The organism is Bifidobacterium cuniculi, assembly GCF_000741575.1.
In the GTDB taxonomy this organism is placed as follows: Bacteria; Actinomycetota; Actinomycetes; order Actinomycetales; family Bifidobacteriaceae; genus Bifidobacterium; species Bifidobacterium cuniculi.
Genome location: NZ_JGYV01000007.1, coordinates 58,414 through 76,776, shown reverse-complemented (window position 1 = coordinate 76,776; position 18,363 = coordinate 58,414). Strand labels below are relative to the sequence as shown.

Sequence of the window (18,363 nt, the reverse complement as noted above, 5' to 3'; positions counted from 1 at the left end):
TGGTGGAAAGACCTATGAAAAATAGTGGTATTGAATGGATTGGCTCTATACCGGAAAACTGGTCTTTACAACCAGTTAAGGCCTTGGTGGAACGTATTTGGGATGGTCCGTTTGGCTCGAATCTCAAGGGGAATGACTATACGTCTGAAGGTATACCGGTAGTCAGGCTGGAGAACCTCAGATATATGCAATTTGATGAATCTAAGAAGTCATTTGTTTCTCCTGAGAAGTACGAAACCATTCGTCGTCATACTGTTCGTCAGGGAGATCTCATTATGGCCACCTTCATATCAGATGATGTGAAGGTGGCGCAATTGCCGTTATCCTATGACTATGCAATTAACAAGGCAGATTGCATAGGCATCAAGCCAAGTAGGCATGTCGATCTTCGTTTTCTCCAGTATGCGCTCTCGTCACCCTCGTCATACATTGGTTTGCTCCAAGAGACTCATGGCTCTACGCGAGAGCGTGTCAATACGACTCAGATTAAGATGTTGAAATTGCCGATACCACCGCTAGTGGAGCAGAAGCGTATCTCGAATTTCCTTGATCAAAAATGCTTAAAGATTGATGCAATCAGTACGAGCATTTCTGAAGAGATTGAGCTTTTTGAGCAGTATCGGCGTTCCGTTATTCATGAGGCCGTGACCAAGGGCCTTAATCCTGATGCGCCTATGAGGGATAGCGGCGTCGAATGGATTGGTGAGATACCCGCGGCATGGAATATTGTGCCGGCAAAATCTCATGTAGTTATTCATAATGGTAGGGATCCGCTAGATGAAGGTGATGTACCAGTATATGGAGCTGGTTCAGAACCGTTCAAATGTTCCAAAGAGTACAAACTTGGCCCGACAGTTTTGTTGGGGCGCAAGGGAACGATAGATAGACCCAAGTATATAACTGGTCGTTTTTGGAATGTCGATACTGCATTCGATGCCTACACTGATAACTTGTTGCTAGTAAAATACTATTTTTATTTATCGATATGCTTTGATTACAAACGTTATATTTCGCAAACTACTCTACCAAGTATGACCCAAACCGAGTATCTCAACATGAGGATTCCATTGCCTTCAGTAGGAGAACAGGACATAATTGTGTCTTTCCTTGACAAAAAATGTGCTGAGATTGACTCAATCATTGCAGCTAAGAAGCAGCAGCTGGAGACTCTGTCCCAGTACAAAAAATCATTGATTTATGAGTATGTGACGGGTAAGAGGGAGGTTCCCGCATGAGCAATATCTTGCCTGAGCGTGACTATCAGCATTATGTGATGGACTACCTTGAGGGGCATAACGGGTATCGTATCCGTGATGCGAAGACGGATTTTGATCGTCTGTATGCCATGGATCGCACCCTGTTGATGGAGTTCCTCAATGCGACGCAGCCTGATGAGATGGCTAGGTTGGAGCGTATCTACAAGGAGGATCTGGTCGAGACAATCGTCTCCCAACTGAATGCGAAGGTGACGCAGAAACGTGGCAGCCTCCTGCATGTGCTCAAGCATGGCCTGGAACTGTCCGGCGTGACGTTGAGGTTCATGTACACCAAGCCCGCCACCGGTTTCAACAAGAGCCTGAACGAAAAATATGAGCACAACATCCTTTCGGTCATGGAGGAGGTGTGGGCGTCGGACAGTGAGCGCGTGGACCTGGTCATCTTCCTCAATGGTCTGGCGATCATGTCGTTCGAGTTGAAGAGCGAGACGTCGGGCCAGACGTACGAGGATGCCATCGAGCAGTACCGCACCAAGCGTGACCCTCGGGCCCGTTTGTTCCTGTTCAAGGCCGGGTGTCTGGTGAATTTCGCGATGGCTACTGACCAGGTGCATATGACCACGAAACTGGATCGTAGGAAGACGTATTTCCTGCCGTTCAACCAGGGTGATGGCCATGGCATCACCAAGGGTGCAGGCAATCCGCCCTGTGAGGATGATTACCCAGTGTCGTACATGTGGCGTGACATCCTGACGCGTGACACGATCATCGACCTGATTTCGCGCTTCATGTTCATCACCAAGCGTGAGAAGGTCGACGATGTGACCGGAGAGATCAAGGAACAGGAGGCGTTGATCTTCCCGCGCTACCACCAGTTGGACTGCATCCGCAAACTCGTGGCATCCGTCTCCGAGACGGGCACGTCGCAGAATTACCTGATCCAGCATTCGGCCGGGTCGGGCAAGACCAACACCATCGCATGGCTCGCCCACCGTCTCACCTCATTGCATGACGCGGACGACCGGGTGGTCTTCGACAACGTGGTGATCGTCACGGACCGTGTGGTCGTGGACCGGCAATTGCAGAAGGCAGTGCTTGGGCTGGAGCATGCCAGTGGTTTGATCCGTGTGATGGATGATTCCTGCACGTCCGCGGACCTGGCGCGTGCGTTGAAGGGCAATACGAAGATTATCGCGACCACGATTCAGAAGTTCCCCTTCGTGGTCGAACAGGTCTCGGGCCTGGCACACAAGCGGTTCGCGGTCATCATCGACGAGGCGCATTCCTCGACCGCGGGCAAGTCCATGGAAGCGGTGCGTCAGTCCTTGGGGTCGGTCGAGGTACCCGAGGGCGAGTCGGACATCCAGGATTTCATGGCAGAGGTCCTGGCTTCCAAGCGCAAGGGCGGCAAGCGTGAGAACGTGGCGATGTTCGCGTTCACCGCGACCCCGAAGCCCACCACGTTGATGATGTTCGGCATCCCGAACGCGCATGGGCAGCGTGTGCCGTTCCATGTGTATTCGATGAAGCAGGCCATCGAGGAAGGTTTCATCCTCGACGTGCTGGCCAACTACACCACGTACCAGACCTACTACCAAATCAATAAGGATATCGAGGAAGATCCGGAGTACCAGACCAAGGAGGCCAAGCGCCAGATCGCCCGGTTCGCGGAATTGCATGACACGAACATCGCGCAGCGCGTGCAGATCATCGTCGAGCATTTCCGTACCACCGTCATGCAGGAACTGGGAGGGCAGGCCAAGGCCATGGTCGTCACCGGTTCCAGGGAGGAAGCGGTGCGCTACACGCACGTGTTCCAGGAATACTGCGAACGCAAGGGATACGACAGGATCCACGCGCTGGTGGCGTTCTCCGGCAAGGTCAAGCTCAAGGAAGACGAGACCGAGTACACCGAGGCGGGCATGAACGGGTTCAGCGAAAAGGAACTGCCCGAACGTTTCGGTACGGACGCCTACCAGGTGCTTCTGGTGGCCAACAAGTACCAGACCGGTTTCGACGAACCCAAGCTGTGTGCCATGTACGTGCTCAAGAACCTTTCCGGTGTCGCCGCCGTGCAGACGCTGTCACGCCTGAACCGCATCTGCCCGCCGTACGAGAAGCACACCTTCGTCCTGGACTTCAAGAACAGCTACGAGGACATGAAGGAGGCGTTCGCCCCGTTCTTCGCCACGACGATCCTGTCCAATAGCATCACCCCGCAGGCCATTTATGACATCGACGCGCAGATCGATGCCTATGACATCCTCGACCCCGAGGACGTGGACCGTGTCTACGAGATCATGACCATGGGCAGGAAACCCGACACCAAGGAAGTCAAGAAGGTCAAGCATTGCCTGAACAAGGCCAAGCACCTCTTCGACAGGCTGTCTGCGACCGACCAGCAGGAACTGTACGTCCATATGCGCGGGTTCCTTCGTTTCTACGGGTTCATGATGCAGGTTTCCTGTTTCTGGGATCCGGAACTCGACAAGAAAGCCGTGTTCCTCGACGCACTGATGCCCACCATCAAGCCCGGGCGCACGGGCGAGGGCTTCGACCTGTCGGACAAGATCCGAGCCAGCAACTTCGCCCAGGAGGAGAAGGGCCACCACGAGGGGTCGGACCTGGTCGCCAGACCGATCGTTGCCCTGTCGGAGGCGGAAATGCTCGGATTGACCGAGGAGAAGAAGGAACGCCTCTCTGAGATTATCGCCGAGATCAACTCCAAGACCGGCAAGGAGTACAACAACGACGTGGCCGTCAAGGCCATGCTGCAGATCAAGGACCTGCTCATGAAGTCCGAGAAACTCAAGACGAGTGCCAGGAACAACACCGAAAAGGACTTCGAGTACGCGTATTTCGATGACATCGACGATGTCCTGATCGAAGGCCTGTCGCAGAACCAGGACTTCTTCGGCCTGCTGCTGTCCAACGAAGAAATCAAGAGGGAAGTACTGGGTATCTTCGCTGACGAAATCTACAGGAACCTACGGGAAGATGACTAGTGGGTGGGGCATCCTGAATGCCCCACCCCTACATGACATAAGCGGCGTTATCGGCTGATAGGGACATATGAGACAGAAAATGTTCGCGCCCCGCATCGTGCCGAGCCCGACAACCACAACAACCGTAACGCAAGTTCAATCCAGACCTACAACCGCCAGGGTGGCCATCCACTCGGAGACAAGGATTCGAGAACCCCGAATCCTTGTCTCCGAGTGGATGGCCACCCTGGCGACTATCACCTTCTAGGCTTCGGCCGCGAGGACCATGCCGGCGAGCCGCTCATAGTCGTGGGGGCGTTGCTTCTTCATGCGTCCGGCGAGGCGAGCGCCGAGCGCGAAGCTCGCGGGGATGAGGATGCCCATGATGATGGCCGAGGTGTTGTCGCCGGTCAGCGCGGGGAAGTTGGTGATGATCACGAAGGTGACGAATCCGAGCGCGACTGTGGAGATGGCGGGCGCAATCACGGTGTGCCAGACGCCCTTGCGGCTCTTGACGCGGCGGAAGAACACGATGACGCTGATGGAGGTCAGGCATTGCAGCAGCAGGAGTCCCAGGGTGGCGGCGTTGGCGAACCACGCGTAGATCACGAGGGGATCCAGGCCGATGATGGTGACCACGGCGAGTAGAGCGAAAGTGACTGCGCTGATGGCCATGCTGGCGTTGGACGGGGTGCAGTGCCTGGGGTGGATTTCGGCGAGCTTGTCGGGCAGGACCTTGACGCCGGCGAGGGTGTAGGTGTAGCGGGCGGCGACGTTGTGGAGGCTGAGCACGCAGGCGAACAGGCTGGTGACCAGCAGGCACTGGATGACGTCGGCGAGCCATTTGCCCACGAAGGTGGTGGCCAGGACGAGCACGTAGCCGTCCTGGGTTTCGTTGGCCATGGCCAGCGCATTGCCCGAGCCGCCGCCCATGACCAGGCACCAGGCGCTGAAGCCGTAGAACAGGGCGATGAACGCGACGGCGCAGTAAGTGGCACGCGGGATGGTGCGGTCGGGATCCTTGGCTTCGCTGCGGAACACGGCGGTCGCCTCGTAGCCGATGAATCCGAAGAATGCCCACATCAGGCCCATGCCGGGGGTGCCGGACAGGAAGTTGGTGGGGCTGAAGGGCGCTGCGTCCAGGCCGTCCGCGCCGCCGCGGACCATGACGGCGAGGTCGACGACGGTGACCACGGCGATCTCGAGGACAAGGAAGACGCCCAGGACCTTGGAGCTCATGTCGATGTTGTGGTAGCCGAGGAATGCGATGACGGCCCACCAGGCCAGCGCGCACACGTACCAGGGGATGTTCATGGACGGGAAGAACAGGGTGATGGTGGCGGCGGTGGAGTAGCCCAGGTACGACATGACGGCGATGCAGATGAGGGTGTAGCTCAGCAGTGCCATGGTCGCCGCCCCCAGTCCCATGCGCCGGCCGAGTCCGGCCTGAATGTAGGAGTAGAAGGCGCCCGCGTTGGGCACGTGCTCGCTCATGGTGGTGAATCCCACGGAGAAGAGGATGAGGATGATGCCGGTGGCCAGATAGTACACGGGGATGCTGTTGTTCTGGGCGTAAAGCATGACGAGGGGCTGGGTGCCGGCGACCACGGTCAGTGGCGCGGTGGCGGCGACGACCATCATCACGATGGAGAAGGTGCCCAGGGTGCGTTTGATCTGGGGTTGCTGTCCGGTGGGTTCCATGGGAGGCTCCTTTACTGCGTGTTCATGTGTCCTTGTGTTTCGATTGGTTGGTTGGATGGTTGGGGGAAGGTATGCTCGGCAACGATGCGCACCCGGTCGGGCCGGAAACGGTCGCGTGAGTATTCGGCCGGGATGCCGTCGGCGTCGTGGGCGACGCTTTCGGAGAAGATGAGCGGGCTTCCGGCCGGTACGTCGAGGGTGGCTGCCTCGTTCTCGTTGGCCATGCGGATGTCGATCGATTCAATGACATGGCCGATCATGGTGCCGTAGCGTTCGGTGATGATCGAGTAGACCGACTGGGTGAAGTCGGCGTGTTCGATGCCCGGGTAGCGCCGGTAAGGCAGGTACGCGGTCTCGTGTGCGACGGGGTGGCCGCCGACTGCGCGTACGCGTTCGGCCCTGAGTACCGGTTCTCCCTCTTCGAGGGCGAGGCGCCGGGCGGCGATGGTGTCGGGGGTGCGCACGTCGATGCGCTTGACGTAGGTGACCGTCCTGAATCCTTGGCTGGCAACGGTCTCGGGGATGCCTTGGGGCAGGCCGGTGGCGTGCTCGATGAGCCGGTGGTCGCCAATGGAGATGTCGGCGCGGGCGTACAGGTTCGCGTCGGGGTTGGCCGTGGCGACGAACGTGCCGCCGGCACGTCCCGACCGGACGCTGACCTCCCCGGCCTCGCGCAGTATCTGCAGGGCGTTGCGCACCGTACTGCGGGAGACATGCAGGTCGGCGGCGAGGCGACGCTCGGAGGGCAACCGGCCGGGTGGCGGCAGGCAGCCCGATTCGATGAGCGCCCGGAGGCGTTCGACCGTGCGTTGCGTCACCGAGCCGCTCATGCCGCCACGTACTCCCGGCGCCGCAGGATGGGGATGGCATCCTCGGTCAGGAAGAGGCCCTCCACGTACAGGCGCGCCGCCTCGACCACGGACTGCACGTAGCTGGATCGGATCCTTCGCGCGGTGTCGGTCTCGCGTCTCTTCTCCACCCAGGCGACCAGTTGCAGGGCGCGGGCCATGACCATGCATGGCAGGTATTGCATGTCCTCGCGGGTCAGCACGCCGCCGGCGGACCAGTAGCCGCGCAGGTAGGCGTCCACCAGGTCGGGCAGCTCCAGGTTGCCTTCCTCGAAGGAGAAGCTGCAGGCCATGTCGAACAGGTACCAGCCCAGGCCGCAGTCATCGAAGTCGAGGACCTTGATGTCTCCCTGGGCGTCGACGAGCAGGTTGGAGGAACGCAGGTCCGTGTGGATCAGCCCGAAGTTGCGCTCGTTGACGCCGTACTCGGCCATCTCGGCGCGCACCTTGGCCTCCGCGCATTCCAGGATGTCCCGTCCCTCGGCGGTCAGTTCGGGGGTGTCACGCCAGTCGCCGTAGTCGCAGCGTTCGCCGAAGATGCGTTCGGGCGTCCAGGTCAGGCGCTTGAGCCAGTCGGGGCGCTGCCAACGGCTGGAGTGCTCGTGCAGGCGGGCGGCAACCTGGCCGACCAGGTCCATGGTGTCGCCCAGGCCCGCCTGGACGGGTTCGATGCCTTCGAGGAAGTCGAAAAGCACGGAGTACTGCACTTGGCCGGCCGGGTTGGTGAAGGGGTGCAGGTCGCATCCCTTGGCGGTGGGGTAGGTCCGCATGGTGTGCACGGCCCCGGTCTTGCCCAGGTCGGCCAGCCACGCCAGTTCGGAGCGAATGCACCGCTCGCCCCGGAAACCGGGGCGGTGCAGGCGCAGCACGCGCCGCTCCCCCTGCGGGGTGGTCACCAGGTAGGTGGCGTTCTCGGACAGGGACAGGGGCCGTACGTTGGCCGTCTCGAGTCCCCAACCCGCCAGGGCTTCACGGTAGTAGCCCATCCAATCCAGGCCGTGGTCGTTTTCCTTGTCGTTCATGGCGTCCTCCTTTTCTTCAGCAGGCGCGGTCGAGGTCATCCAGGGCGTCGTCGATGCGATCGATGACGTTTTCGGCTTGGTCCATGTCCAGCAGCAGGCCGGACTTGAACTGCAGCACGCTCTTGTCGAGCGTGGAGAAGATCGCCCATACGCCGCGGTCGTAGAGCATCTTGGAGAACGTGACGGCCGGCTCGCCGTCGCCCGCAAATTTCAGGCCCGCGATGGTGCCGTCGTGGCGCACCTCGACCAGTGAGGGATGGTCGGCGAGCAACCGATCGAAGGCTTTGGAATAGAACTCGTCCAGTTCCTTGACGTGGACGACGGTGCCGGGGCGGCGGGTGATCTCGATGACCTTCATGGCCACCTGCATGCCCAGTTCGGAGCCGCCGAAGGTGCCCATGTGCGCGAACCCGTCCTCGGACAGCCATCCGGAGGCGCGCTGGTTGAGGATGCATGCACTGACCGGATAGATGCCGCCCGACAGGCCCTTGGAGGTCACCACGATGTCCGGCGTGAGCCCGTGGTGCTCGAAGCACCAGAAATCGACCGTGCGGCCCAGTCCGGTCTGCACTTCGTCGGCGATGTACAAGGCGCCGTACCGTTCGCACAGTGCCTTGACCTGCGCCAGGTAACCGGGCGCCGGCATCGGGAAGCCGTACGTGGCAGGAATGGTCTCCATGATCACCGCGGCCACGTCGTTGCCCTTGAGGGCGTCCTCCATCGCGTCCAGGTCGTTGAACGGCACCTGCGTGAACTCGTCGGGTCGTTCGCAATGGAACATGCTCAGGAACCGCTCGTCGCCGGTGGCGATGGACAGGCCGGTATGCCCGTGGTACGCCTTGACCACCGACACGATCTTGCGCCGTCCGGTGGCGTAGCGTGCGCTCTTGATGGCCACGTCCACCACTTCGCCGCCCGCCGACCCGAACACAACCTTGTCCATGGTGCCGCCGGGCACGGTATCGATCAGCATTTTTGCCAGCTTGGCACGGCCGGAGGTGGGAAAGTGGTGGTTGCCGATGTCCACGCGGCCCAGCGCATCCACCAAGGCGGCAATGACCTCGGGGTTGCGGTGGCCCAGGTTGAACGTGCCGCCATTGAGGTGCATGTCGATATACGTATTGCCGTCGATGTCCTCGAACTCGTAGCCCTCGCGCCGGCCGAGCACCATCGGGATGCCGTTGTCGACCCAGAAATCGGTCTTGTCGGGATTCCAGTACGTCCTGGCATCGTCCAGGAGCGCTGCCTTGTCGGCATAGCCATTCATCGGGTAGCTGTCACATTGCATAAGGGCCTCGTTTCGCTGTGTCATGGTTGAGAGGATTGAATTACTGGGGTTTCGTGTGCACAGCCACAGATATATCCAGCGACCATTTCAACCGCGACAAACGCCGGTTACGCCACGGTAAAGCGCCAGTGCCCCTACCAAAACCAGACCATAAGGAAAAAGAGAACGATTAATTTCAGCATTGTTCTCTTGCCCAGCCACGATGTCAAACAAGGGTCATCGCCCATACCGGAGACATCTGCAACGTTGGGGTGCAAGGGAATGCAAGGACACTTCGGGCGGTCGGTCCATCAGAGCCAACAGCCCGGCAGAAAGCGCCACGCCAGTCGTGACGACAATACTATTATTGGCCGGCAATTCGTGCGACTAATCAATTGTTTACCGCACGTTTCCTTTCCAGACCATACCCCATACCAAAACCGTCCGCGCGGTAGCCCCATCTATGGCAGACCGACCAACCTCTTAGGCCATGCACATCCGGCAGCGCGTCCCGCACACAGCATCAGCTACACGACGAGGGGATGCCCCAACGAGGCCACCCCATCGTCCATGCGCACAACGCACTACGCCCGCACATACCACCATCTACCGGCTCAGCCGACCACGCGGTCAACAAGCTCCATCATCTCGTCCACATCATGGCCGCCCACGGTCATGGTGCCGTCGGTGCCCTTCGCCAGAATCCGCAGCATCGGCAGCGCGGCCGGCAGCGGCGCCTTCATGTCGACGGTCACGTCGGACTCCCCCGCTTGGTCGGCGCTCACGGTGATCCGGCCGTCGGAGGCGCCGGCGAGCTGGTCCGCCAAGGCGCGCAGTTTGCCGGACGTGTCGAAGCCGTCCAAGATGAGCTTGAGTTCGATGTCGACGGTCAGCGACGAGAGTACGGGCCTGAGCTGACCGAGCTGTTCGTCGTCGAGCATGGTTTCGTTCATGGTGTTCCTCCTTGCCGGCATGGCCACATGCCGCGGCCATGCCTCCTGGCAGCCATCATGCGGCCGGTCGGTGCAGAATGGGTCGATGTTCGCTGAGCGGGCAGAGGACATGCAATGACGCCGACTACTTGACGGCATGAAACGACCATCGGCAATGCATGGTGTCGAAAGAATATGCCGAGCCGCCTTTGACGGAGGCGGGCGGCATGTACATTCGCCAACAGTCTCCTGGACATCAATGGCTTGACCGCGCAGCAGCAGGACAGAGCTCGAGAAAGACGGAATCGAGTGCCGCTCCAAATACGTGCTCCAAGTGGATACCGCATTCCGATCCCGCCACGAGCCCGGTGTATTGCCTGCGCCGCCGCATTCGCGTGGACCGGGAAGCGTGAATGGCTTCCGCTCCTGACCGGCAGCAGAAAGACGCTCATGCCCCATGCCGGAACACCATCGCTGGTATCGTCAACACCATGGCGCAACTCTACTTCAAATACGGTGCGATGAACTCCGGCAAGAGCATCGAGATCCTCAAGGTCGCCCACAACTACGAGGAGCAGGGCAAGCCGGTCCTCCTGATGACCTCGTCCGCCGACACCCGGGCCGGGCAGGGCGTCATCGAGAGCCGCATCGGGGTGTCCCGTGCCGCCGTGCCCGTCACTCCCCTGATGGACGTGGCGGACTACGTGGGCGGCCTCGATTACCGGCCGCACTGCATTCTCGTTGACGAAGCCCAGTTCATGACGCGCCACAACGTGCTCTCGCTGGTCACGGTCGTGGACGACCTGTGCATACCGGTCATGTGCTTCGGCCTGAAGAACGACTTCCGCAACGACCTGTTCACCGGCTCCGAGGCGCTGCTGGAGTACGCGGACAAGATCGAGGAGATCAAGACCATCTGCCAGTGGTGCGGCCACAAGGCGACCATGAACCTGAGGGTCGGCGACGGCAGGCCGGTCAGGAGCGGCGAGCAGGTGCAGATCGGCGGCAACGAAAGCTACATTTCCGTGTGCCGTCGGCATTGGTTCCATCCGGTCGTGGACGCGGATGGTCGCATTGCGGTGAACGAATGCCGCGAAAATTGATGTCGGTATTCCAAGCGTTTAAGGCCTTGTAGAAATATTACAAAAGATTTCTAGAAGGGCTTTATCAGGCTTGCAGCCTTCTGGCCGCCTCCGCAATCTGCGCATCCGTCGCCGTCGCGGAGAACCTCAGATACCCCGGGGCGCCATAGAACTCCCCCGGGCTGGCGATGATGCCACGCTCGGCCAAGGCGCCCATATCGGCCCAGCAGTCCTCGCCGAGCGCCTTCACCCACACATACAGCGCCCCTTGCGGCATCTGCGCGTCGTAGCCGTACGCACGCAGCGCGTTTACCAGCGTGGCAAGCCGCGCACGGTAGCGCGTGTGCTGTGCGCGGGTGGCGGCCGTGTCGCGCAGTCCGGCGGCCATGGCCGCCTGGACTGGGCCGGGCACGATCTGCCCGACCTGCTTGCGGTAGTCGGCCATCGTCGCCACCAGCCCGGCGTCACCGGCGATGAAGGCGGTGCGGTAGCCGGCCATGTTCGACTGTTTGCTCAGCGAATACAGCATGAGGATGTTCTGTGCAGAGCCGCCGCAGACGTCCTCGCGCAGGATGCACGGCGACGATGCCGGCGCCGTGCCGTCGTCCGCGGCATCGTCAGCTGCGCCACGCCAGTCCATCATCGCATAGCACTCGTCGGACAGCACGACGGCGCCGATGGAGCGCACAGCCTCCACGATCCGCCGCAGCCGCCCCTCCCCCAGCACCTCACCGGTCGGGTTGTTCGGGGAGTTCACCCACACGGCCTTCACGCCGGGGATGCCGGCCCAGGAGTCGACATCGGCCACGTCGTCCACCTTCGCCACGGTGGCGCCGGCCAGCTGGGTGCCGATCTCGTAGGTCGGGTAGGCGACGCGCGGCTGGACCACCACATCGCCCTGCCCCAGGAACAGCAGCGACGCCATGAGCGAGACGGCTTCCTTGGAGCCCACCGTCGGCACGGTGTCCGCACCCAGGATCGACAGGTCGTGCACGCCACGGCAGTCGCGCAGCCAACTGCGCATCGCCGCGCGCAGGTCGGGCGTGCCGACGGTCAGTGGGTAGCCGTATGCATTGGCGCCATTGGCGGCACCGGCGAGCGCCTCGCGCACCGAGTCGGGCACGGGATCGACAGGCGAGCCGATGGACAGGTCGACCATGCCGCCGGGCACGGCGTGCGCGGTGTCCTTGTATTGGGCGACGCGTGACCAGTCGTAGGGCGAGGAGTAGCGGTGGAATCCCATGGTTGCCTTCCGGGCTGTCGAACGTGGCGGAACGGGTCAGGCGGCGTTCTGCGGCGGCAGGTCGGCGACGCCTTGGGGGTCCTTGCCGATGGGTCCGGCGGCCTGTGCGCCGCCCAGGTCGCCGACTTCGGCGAAGAACTCGACGGCGGCGTCCTTGTACCACTCCCACTCTTCGGGCAGGTCGTCCTCGTAGAAGATGGCTTCGGTGGGGCAGACGGGTTCGCAGGCGCCGCAGTCGACGCATTCGTTGGGGTTGATGTACAGGGAGCGCTTGCCTTCGTAGATGCAGTCGACGGGGCATTCGTCCACGCAGGCCTTGTCCTTGACGTCCACGCAGGGTTGGGCGATTACGTATGCCATGTTGTGTTCCTCCCGAACGGTTGGGGGCTGGCCCCACGGTTGTCCATTGGTCCTCAGGGTAACGCCGGAGCCGAACATCGGCAAGCCGGTGCGGGTGTGGCGGCATGCGTGCGCCCCGCGGTCCGCCGGTGCGGTCCGGGGCGTCTACGGTGCGGTGTGCCGTCAGTCGGCCGGGGACACCGCCTCTGCCTTGTCGCCGTCTGCGGCGCGCGCTGCGGCGGTCTGCGCGGCGGTGGCCGCCACCTGCCGTTCGCGCATGTCGCGGTCGAAGCGTTCGAGTTCGGCGTCGAGTTCGCCGGTGCCGAGCAGGGCGTGCTTGTAGCTGTAGGAGAAGTAGACGACGAAGCCGACGCACAGCCACACGACGAAGCGCAGCCAGGTGAGCACGCTCAGGTTGAGCATGAGCCACAGGTTGGCGAGGGCCACGATGATCGGCACCCACGGGTTGCCGGGGATCTTGAAGGAGCGCGGCAGGTCGGGGCGCTTCTTGCGCATGATCGGGATGGCGAGGGCCACGAGGGTGAAGGCGGAGAGGGTGCCGATGTTGACCATGTCGCTCAGGATGCTCACGTCGAAGCAGGCGGCGACGAGGGCGACGACGATGCCCAGTCCGATCTGCAGCTTGGCGGGGGTGCCGTGCTTGCCTGTCCTGGACAGGCCGCGCGGCAGCAGGCCGTCGCGGCTCATGGCGAACACGACGCGCGCCAGTCCGAGCAGGAGCACCATGACGACGGTGGCCAGGCCGAGCACGATGGCGAAGCTGATGATCTTGGCCGCCCAGTCGGCGCCGACGAGTTCGAAGGCGGTGGCCAGCGAGGGGCTGTCGACGCTGGCGAGCTGCTTGTAGGAGACCATGCCGGTGGTGACGATGGCCACGAGCACGTACATGACGACGACGAGGAGCATGCCGACGCCGATGCCGAGCGGCACGTTCTTCTTGGGGTTCTTCGTCTCCTCGCTGGCGGTGGCGACGACGTCGAAGCCGATGAAGGCGAAGAAGACGAGTGCGGCGCCGGAGAGGACACCGTTCCAGCCGTATACGGTCTGCGCCTGGTGGGTCATCCATTGCCACAGCGGCTGTTCCATGGCGCCGCCGGCGGCTGCGGAGACGTCTGCGGCGGGTTCGCTGGGCGGCACGAAGGGCGTGTAATTGGCGGACTTCACGTAGAAGAAGCCGACGATGACGACGAAGAGGACGATGCCGATCTTGAGGATGGTCATGGCGCCGTCGACGCGCGCGCCGATCTTGGTGCCCAGCACGAGCAGGACGGTGAAGAAGCCGACGATGATGATGGGCGCAATGTCGAGGTGGAACGAGCCGATCATGAGGTTGGTGTTCCAGTCCAGGCCCATGAGACGCATGAAGTCGTTGAGGTAGACGCCCCAGTACTTGGAGATGACGGAGCCGGCCATGAGCATCTCGAGGATGAGGTCCCAGCCGATGACCCATGCCATGATCTCGCCGATGGTGGCGTAGGTGAAGGTGTAGGCGGAGCCGGCCACGGGCATGATGGACGCGAATTCCGCGTAGCACATGACGGCCGCCGCGCATACGACGCCGGCGATGATGAAGCTGAGGATGACTGCCGGGCCTGCGTGGAACGCGGCTGCCTCGGCGCCCACGGAGAAGATGCCGGCGCCCACGGCCACGGCCACGCCCATGACCGCCAGGTCCCACCAGCCCAGGGTGCGCTTGAGGGATCGGCCTCCCTCGTTGGTTTCCGCAATGGTTTGTTCTACCGATTTGGTTCTGAATACCTGCACGATGCGTCCTTCCTCTCATGATGTGTGCGCATGGGGATGGTGTTGCAGGCGCTTGTATGCTTTTGGTGAAGGCCGGCCACGGAGAGAATAGTACGACCGAAAAGGAACTATTCCGCCCTCAGCGGTATCGGTCCGCAATGTGAGACCTCAGTGGCGAAGACGCCGCTCTCCCCTCTTTCTTATTGGAGGCTGGCATTCACCATCACCGGCTCGGCGAACAGCTCCACGCCGTACTCCTTGCGCACGCCGTCGCGGATTGTGCGGGCAAGTTCCAGGATGTCGTCGCAGCTGGCGCCGCCGCGGTTGATGATGCTCAGGGTGTGCAGCTCGGACAGGCTGGCGCGGGCGTCGTCGCGCACGCGGTAGCCCTTGTGGAAGCCGGCGTGGTCGATGAGCCATGCAGCGGACACCTTTACGCCGGTGGAGCCGTCGGGCAGGGTCGCCGGGTACTTCGGGGCGTCGTCGGGCAAGCGGTCGGCGACGGCCTGGCTCACGATCGGGTTCATGAAGAAGCTGCCGCAGCTGTGGCGGTTGATGTCCTCGTTGGTGCCGGTGTCCGCCATCATCTCCTCGTCGACGACGTCGGCGGCCGAGTCGTGGCCCTCCACGTAGCGCTGCTGCGCGGCGATGGCGACCTCCACCTGGCGGCCGTCCTTGCAGGCCTGCATCTCGGGCAGGCGGTAGCGGGTGGCGTCCTCGAGCATGCCCTTGGATGCGCGCACCTTGAGGACGGCGGCGCGGATCCGGTCGATGGGCAGCCGGTCGCCGAGGTTCGCCTTGAGTGCGGCGGCGAGCTGCGGATAGTTCACGGTGCCGTTCTCGGTGTGGTTGAGCACGAAGGTCACGGACAGCACGATGTAGCGCGGGCTCGGGTAGTACTCGTCGTTGGGGATGCCCGGCGCCTTGTACATGCTGGTCTTGAGCAGGCTGGAACGGTAGCCGAACTGCATCTCCACGTTGCCCAAGGTCTTGGTCTGCTTGTCCTCGCGGTCCCAGACCTCCACGGATTCGACGGCACCGGCCACCTCCTGGCCGTAGGCGCCGATGTTCTGCACGACGCTGGCCCCCACGTTGCCGGGGATGCCGGACAGTCCCTCCAGTCCCTCCAGGCCGCGTTCCACGCAGAAGTCCACCAGGTCGTCCCAGTTGCAGCCCGCCTCGGCGTTGACGTGCACGGTGCGGTCGTCACCTTCCACGGGCGAGGCCTCGTCGGGCACGGTGATCAGGCGGCGCGCATCACGCAGCACCAGGCCATGGAAGTCGCCGTCCGCCGCCAGGAGGTTGGAGCCTCCGCCGATGACGCATACGGGAATGCCGTGCGAGTCCGCATGCTCGATCTCCTCGATGATGGCCGCACGGTTCATGGGTTCTACGAAATGGTCGATGTTGCCACCCACCCCAATGGTGGTGATCTGCGCAAAAGAAGTCATATGGCCCACAATAACAAGAAACCCGACCTTTCGGTCGGGTTCCGTGAAGCTTTAGCTCTTAGCGGGTCTCGCGGTGGAGCGTCTGCTTGCCGCAGCGGGAGCAGAACTTCTTCAGCTCGAGACGGTCCGGCGTATTACGACGGTTCTTGGTCGTAATGTAGTTACGCTCCTTGCACTCGGTGCATGCCAGCGTGATGCCCGGACGGATGTCGGCGCTCTTGCTTGCCATTGAATTCACCTCTTGTGTTCGTGTATGTAGTCGGTTCCCCGACCTGTAGTAGCGAGAAAGAGACTCGAACTCTTGACCTTACGATTATGAGTCGTACGCTCTAGCCAGCTGAGCTATCCCGCCAGAGAGCCTCGAGTGAGAATCGGACTCACGACCTCTTCCTTACCAAGGAAGTGCTCTACCACTGAGCTATCGAGGCGTGGCGGATAGTGGATTCGAACCACTGAAGCACGAAGCGACTGATTTACAGTCAGTTCCCTTTGACCGCTTGGGAAATCCGCCATCGTTCCCAGTTGAGAAGCTCAACCGGCAACTTGGCTAGTATGCCACGGACCCCCCGAATTACGCAAGTCTCGGCGTGTCGCGTTGCAATTCCAAGGGTCTTGCCCGCTACGGCAGGTCGGTGCCTGCAGCAGGACCAAGCACTTCGGGCCCCTGCATATTCCCCCGTCGGCGTGTCGCAGGCCACCCCGCTGCTGTCCACCTGCTGGCCGACCGCCGGCCGCTCCCCTCCCCTATGCAACGGGCCCGGCCGGAGCATCGCTCCGACCGGGCCCGCCATCATCGGCCATGCGCCGATGTCAGTTCAGGATCGCCAGCACGTCACGCGCGGCCACGATCAGGTAGTCCTCACCCTGGTAGTGCACCTCGGTGCCGCCGTACTTGGAGTACAGGATCCTGTCGCCGACCTTGACGTCCATCGGGACGCGCTCGCCCTTGTCGTCACGACGGCCCAGGCCCACGGCCAGGACCTCGCCCTGCTGGGGCTTCTCCTTGGCGTTGTCCGGGATGTACAGGCCGGAAGCGGTCTGCGTCTCGGCCTCGGCCTGCTTGACGATGATCTTGTCTTCCAACGGAGTGAGTGGGAACGACATTGCGTGCCTCCTCTTTCTAGAAACCTATTGACTTCCTCACAAGCACCGGCACCGTCCGCAGCTGACGAAATACGGGCGCGGCCGGTCCTTGCGCTAGTTGCCCATCCTAGCGCGGGGTCTAGCACTCCGCCAACTTGAGTGCTAACGCTATGAGTGAAAACGTTGGAACCGCGCGGTTCCCCCGAGTGTTGCCCCGGATGTGCGACGACCCCGCCGAAGGACTTCGGCGGGGTCGTCGGCAGGCAATCCGATGGAATCAGTTGCCGCGGCGGGCCAGGATGGACGCCAGGTCCGCGCCCAGCGAATCCGAGGTCTCGTCGGGCGCCTCCACGGCGGCGGTGCGCTCCGCCTCGTGGAAGGCCACGGAATCGTTGACCTCCGGCGTCGCGTCCTGCGCCTGCGCCGCCTCGTCCCGGCCGGCCTCGGCGTCGCCATCGGCCTGCACGTCCTCCTTGGGCTGCTCGACGGGCACAGCCTTGGCGACCTGCTTGGTGGACTTGATCTCCAGGCTCTCCACGACCGGGGTCGGTGTATCGACGCCCTGGCGTTCCTCGCCCAGCGAGAAGGAGATGAGGTCCTGGCTGACGGCCATGTCGAAGGCGTCGACCGCCGCAGCGGTGCGGTGCACCTCGGACAGTTCGTTCGTCTCGTCGGCCAGGAAACGGTTCATGTCGTCGCGTACCACCAGCTGTGCGTGTTCGCGCGACGCCTGCTCGGCGGCCTGCCGTGCCTGCTCTTGCGCCTCGTACTGCTCCTGGCGGCGCTGGCGGGCCTGTGCCTGCTCCAGCTGGGCACGGTGCAGGGCCTGGCGGATCTCACGCTGCTCCATCACGTCCGTGCGTGCCTCGTTGGCGCTGGCAGCCACCGCCTGTTCCTGGGCACGGCGCTCCTCGCGCTCGCGCCGGCGTGCCTCGTCACGCTGGCGCTCGTGGCGCTCGCGTTCTCGTAAGCTGCGGTCCTTGGCAGCCATCTTCGACTCCCAGCTGCGTGCCTGCGCCGAGGCGCGCGCGCCCAGCAGGCACACGACCGCCAGGAGCGCGGCCGGAATCAGCGCGAACCAGACGCTGAAACGGAAGACGACGGCGAGCACCGCCACCACCACCGTGAGTCCCAGCAGGCATGCCGCGAGCACGCTGCGGCGTTTTGCGGCAGCACGACGGAGCGCCCGTACCTGCGCCACATATGCGCGGTTCTTCTCACGATCCGTTCGTGTTGTCGGCATAATCGCACCTTTCGCCAGCGGCGTGCGTTCATCGGAGAACCGGCTCGCACTGTCCTCGTCCAACACGTGCAACGAGGAGGAGTACCGGTCCGTCCGGTGTTCGACCACCTGTTTCATGCCTTTGACCGTCGATCTCGGCAGCCATATCACCATGACGATTGCGATGATCACCAGTACAACTAGTGTG

Annotated in this window: 15 protein-coding genes and 3 tRNA genes; 3 read left to right on the top strand and 15 right to left on the bottom strand. The window is 62.2% G+C overall.

The genetic code is table 11. The features are described 5' to 3' along the window. The first annotated feature begins 2 nt into the window (after window positions 1–2). Together BCUN_RS11855 and BCUN_RS05325 are read left to right on the top strand one after the other, a co-directional pair. On the top strand, window positions 3–1,235 hold the full coding sequence (locus BCUN_RS11855) for a restriction endonuclease subunit S (protein ID WP_152598017.1): 1,233 nt from the start codon (window positions 3–5) through the stop codon (window positions 1,233–1,235). Next, window positions 1,232–4,222: a type I restriction endonuclease subunit R gene (locus BCUN_RS05325; RefSeq protein WP_033515002.1), complete on the top strand. Its 2,991-nt coding sequence runs from the start codon at window positions 1,232–1,234 to the stop codon at window positions 4,220–4,222. The genes BCUN_RS11855 and BCUN_RS05325 overlap by 4 nt, the downstream gene beginning before the upstream one ends. A gap of 243 nt (window positions 4,223–4,465) precedes the next feature. On the opposite strand, the gene BCUN_RS05320 is transcribed toward BCUN_RS05325, so the two are convergent. The 5 genes from BCUN_RS05320 to BCUN_RS05300 form a co-directional block, all read right to left on the bottom strand. Continuing rightward, window positions 4,466–5,902: an APC family permease gene (locus tag BCUN_RS05320; protein WP_051920835.1), complete on the bottom strand. Its 1,437-nt coding sequence runs from the start codon at window positions 5,900–5,902 to the stop codon at window positions 4,466–4,468. Between the two features lie 11 nt (window positions 5,903–5,913). Further along, window positions 5,914–6,732 carry a GntR family transcriptional regulator gene (locus BCUN_RS05315; RefSeq protein WP_033515000.1) on the bottom strand — a complete coding sequence of 273 codons (819 nt, stop codon included), beginning with the start codon at window positions 6,730–6,732 and terminating at the stop codon, window positions 5,914–5,916. Continuing rightward, window positions 6,729–7,772 carry a phosphotransferase enzyme family protein gene (locus BCUN_RS05310; protein WP_051920833.1) on the bottom strand — a complete coding sequence of 348 codons (1,044 nt, stop codon included), beginning with the start codon at window positions 7,770–7,772 and terminating at the stop codon, window positions 6,729–6,731. Before BCUN_RS05310 ends, BCUN_RS05315 begins: the two co-directional genes overlap by 4 nt. 16 nt (window positions 7,773–7,788) lie before the next feature. Then, window positions 7,789–9,084: a class-III pyridoxal-phosphate-dependent aminotransferase gene (locus BCUN_RS05305; protein ID WP_238552334.1), complete on the bottom strand. Its 1,296-nt coding sequence runs from the start codon at window positions 9,082–9,084 to the stop codon at window positions 7,789–7,791. A 569-nt stretch (window positions 9,085–9,653) separates the two neighbouring features. Beyond that, window positions 9,654–9,992, bottom strand: coding sequence for a thioredoxin domain-containing protein (locus BCUN_RS05300; protein ID WP_033514998.1), 339 nt, complete (start codon window positions 9,990–9,992; stop codon window positions 9,654–9,656). 470 nt (window positions 9,993–10,462) lie between these two features. Between BCUN_RS05300 and BCUN_RS05295 the strand changes: the two genes are divergently transcribed. Next, window positions 10,463–11,074 carry a thymidine kinase gene (locus tag BCUN_RS05295; RefSeq protein WP_033514996.1) on the top strand — a complete coding sequence of 204 codons (612 nt, stop codon included), beginning with the start codon at window positions 10,463–10,465 and terminating at the stop codon, window positions 11,072–11,074. Between the two features lie 64 nt (window positions 11,075–11,138). Here the strand turns inward: BCUN_RS05295 and dapC are convergent, their stop codons facing one another. From dapC to BCUN_RS05245, 10 genes are all read right to left on the bottom strand, one after another. Continuing rightward, window positions 11,139–12,296 carry a succinyldiaminopimelate transaminase gene (gene dapC / locus BCUN_RS05290; RefSeq protein ID WP_033514995.1) on the bottom strand — a complete coding sequence of 386 codons (1,158 nt, stop codon included), beginning with the start codon at window positions 12,294–12,296 and terminating at the stop codon, window positions 11,139–11,141. A 36-nt stretch (window positions 12,297–12,332) separates the two neighbouring features. After that, window positions 12,333–12,656, bottom strand: coding sequence for a ferredoxin (gene fdxA, locus BCUN_RS05285; RefSeq protein ID WP_033514993.1), 324 nt, complete (start codon window positions 12,654–12,656; stop codon window positions 12,333–12,335). Between the two features lie 162 nt (window positions 12,657–12,818). After that, window positions 12,819–14,420, bottom strand: coding sequence for an amino acid permease (locus tag BCUN_RS05280; RefSeq protein ID WP_051920832.1), 1,602 nt, complete (start codon window positions 14,418–14,420; stop codon window positions 12,819–12,821). Between the two features lie 179 nt (window positions 14,421–14,599). Next, the gene (locus BCUN_RS05275) at window positions 14,600–15,850 is read right to left on the bottom strand and encodes an FAD-binding protein (RefSeq protein ID WP_033514991.1); all 1,251 of its coding nucleotides are present in this window, start codon (window positions 15,848–15,850) and stop codon (window positions 14,600–14,602) included. 58 nt (window positions 15,851–15,908) lie between these two features. Beyond that, on the bottom strand, window positions 15,909–16,079 hold the full coding sequence (gene rpmG, locus BCUN_RS05270) for a 50S ribosomal protein L33 (RefSeq protein ID WP_033514989.1): 171 nt from the start codon (window positions 16,077–16,079) through the stop codon (window positions 15,909–15,911). Between the two features lie 49 nt (window positions 16,080–16,128). Further along, window positions 16,129–16,202 (bottom strand) — tRNA-Met (locus tag BCUN_RS05265). 4 nt (window positions 16,203–16,206) lie between these two features. Further along, window positions 16,207–16,278: transfer RNA gene (locus tag BCUN_RS05260), tRNA-Thr, on the bottom strand. 1 nt (window position 16,279) lies between these two features. Continuing rightward, a tRNA-Tyr gene (locus BCUN_RS05255) sits at window positions 16,280–16,361 on the bottom strand. Between the two features lie 299 nt (window positions 16,362–16,660). Then, window positions 16,661–16,954 carry a co-chaperone GroES gene (gene groES / locus BCUN_RS05250; RefSeq protein WP_033514988.1) on the bottom strand — a complete coding sequence of 98 codons (294 nt, stop codon included), beginning with the start codon at window positions 16,952–16,954 and terminating at the stop codon, window positions 16,661–16,663. 256 nt (window positions 16,955–17,210) lie between these two features. Next, complete coding sequence (locus tag BCUN_RS05245; protein ID WP_238552333.1) at window positions 17,211–18,293, bottom strand: hypothetical protein; 1,083 nt, start codon at window positions 18,291–18,293, stop codon at window positions 17,211–17,213. Window positions 18,294–18,363 lie beyond the last annotated feature (70 nt).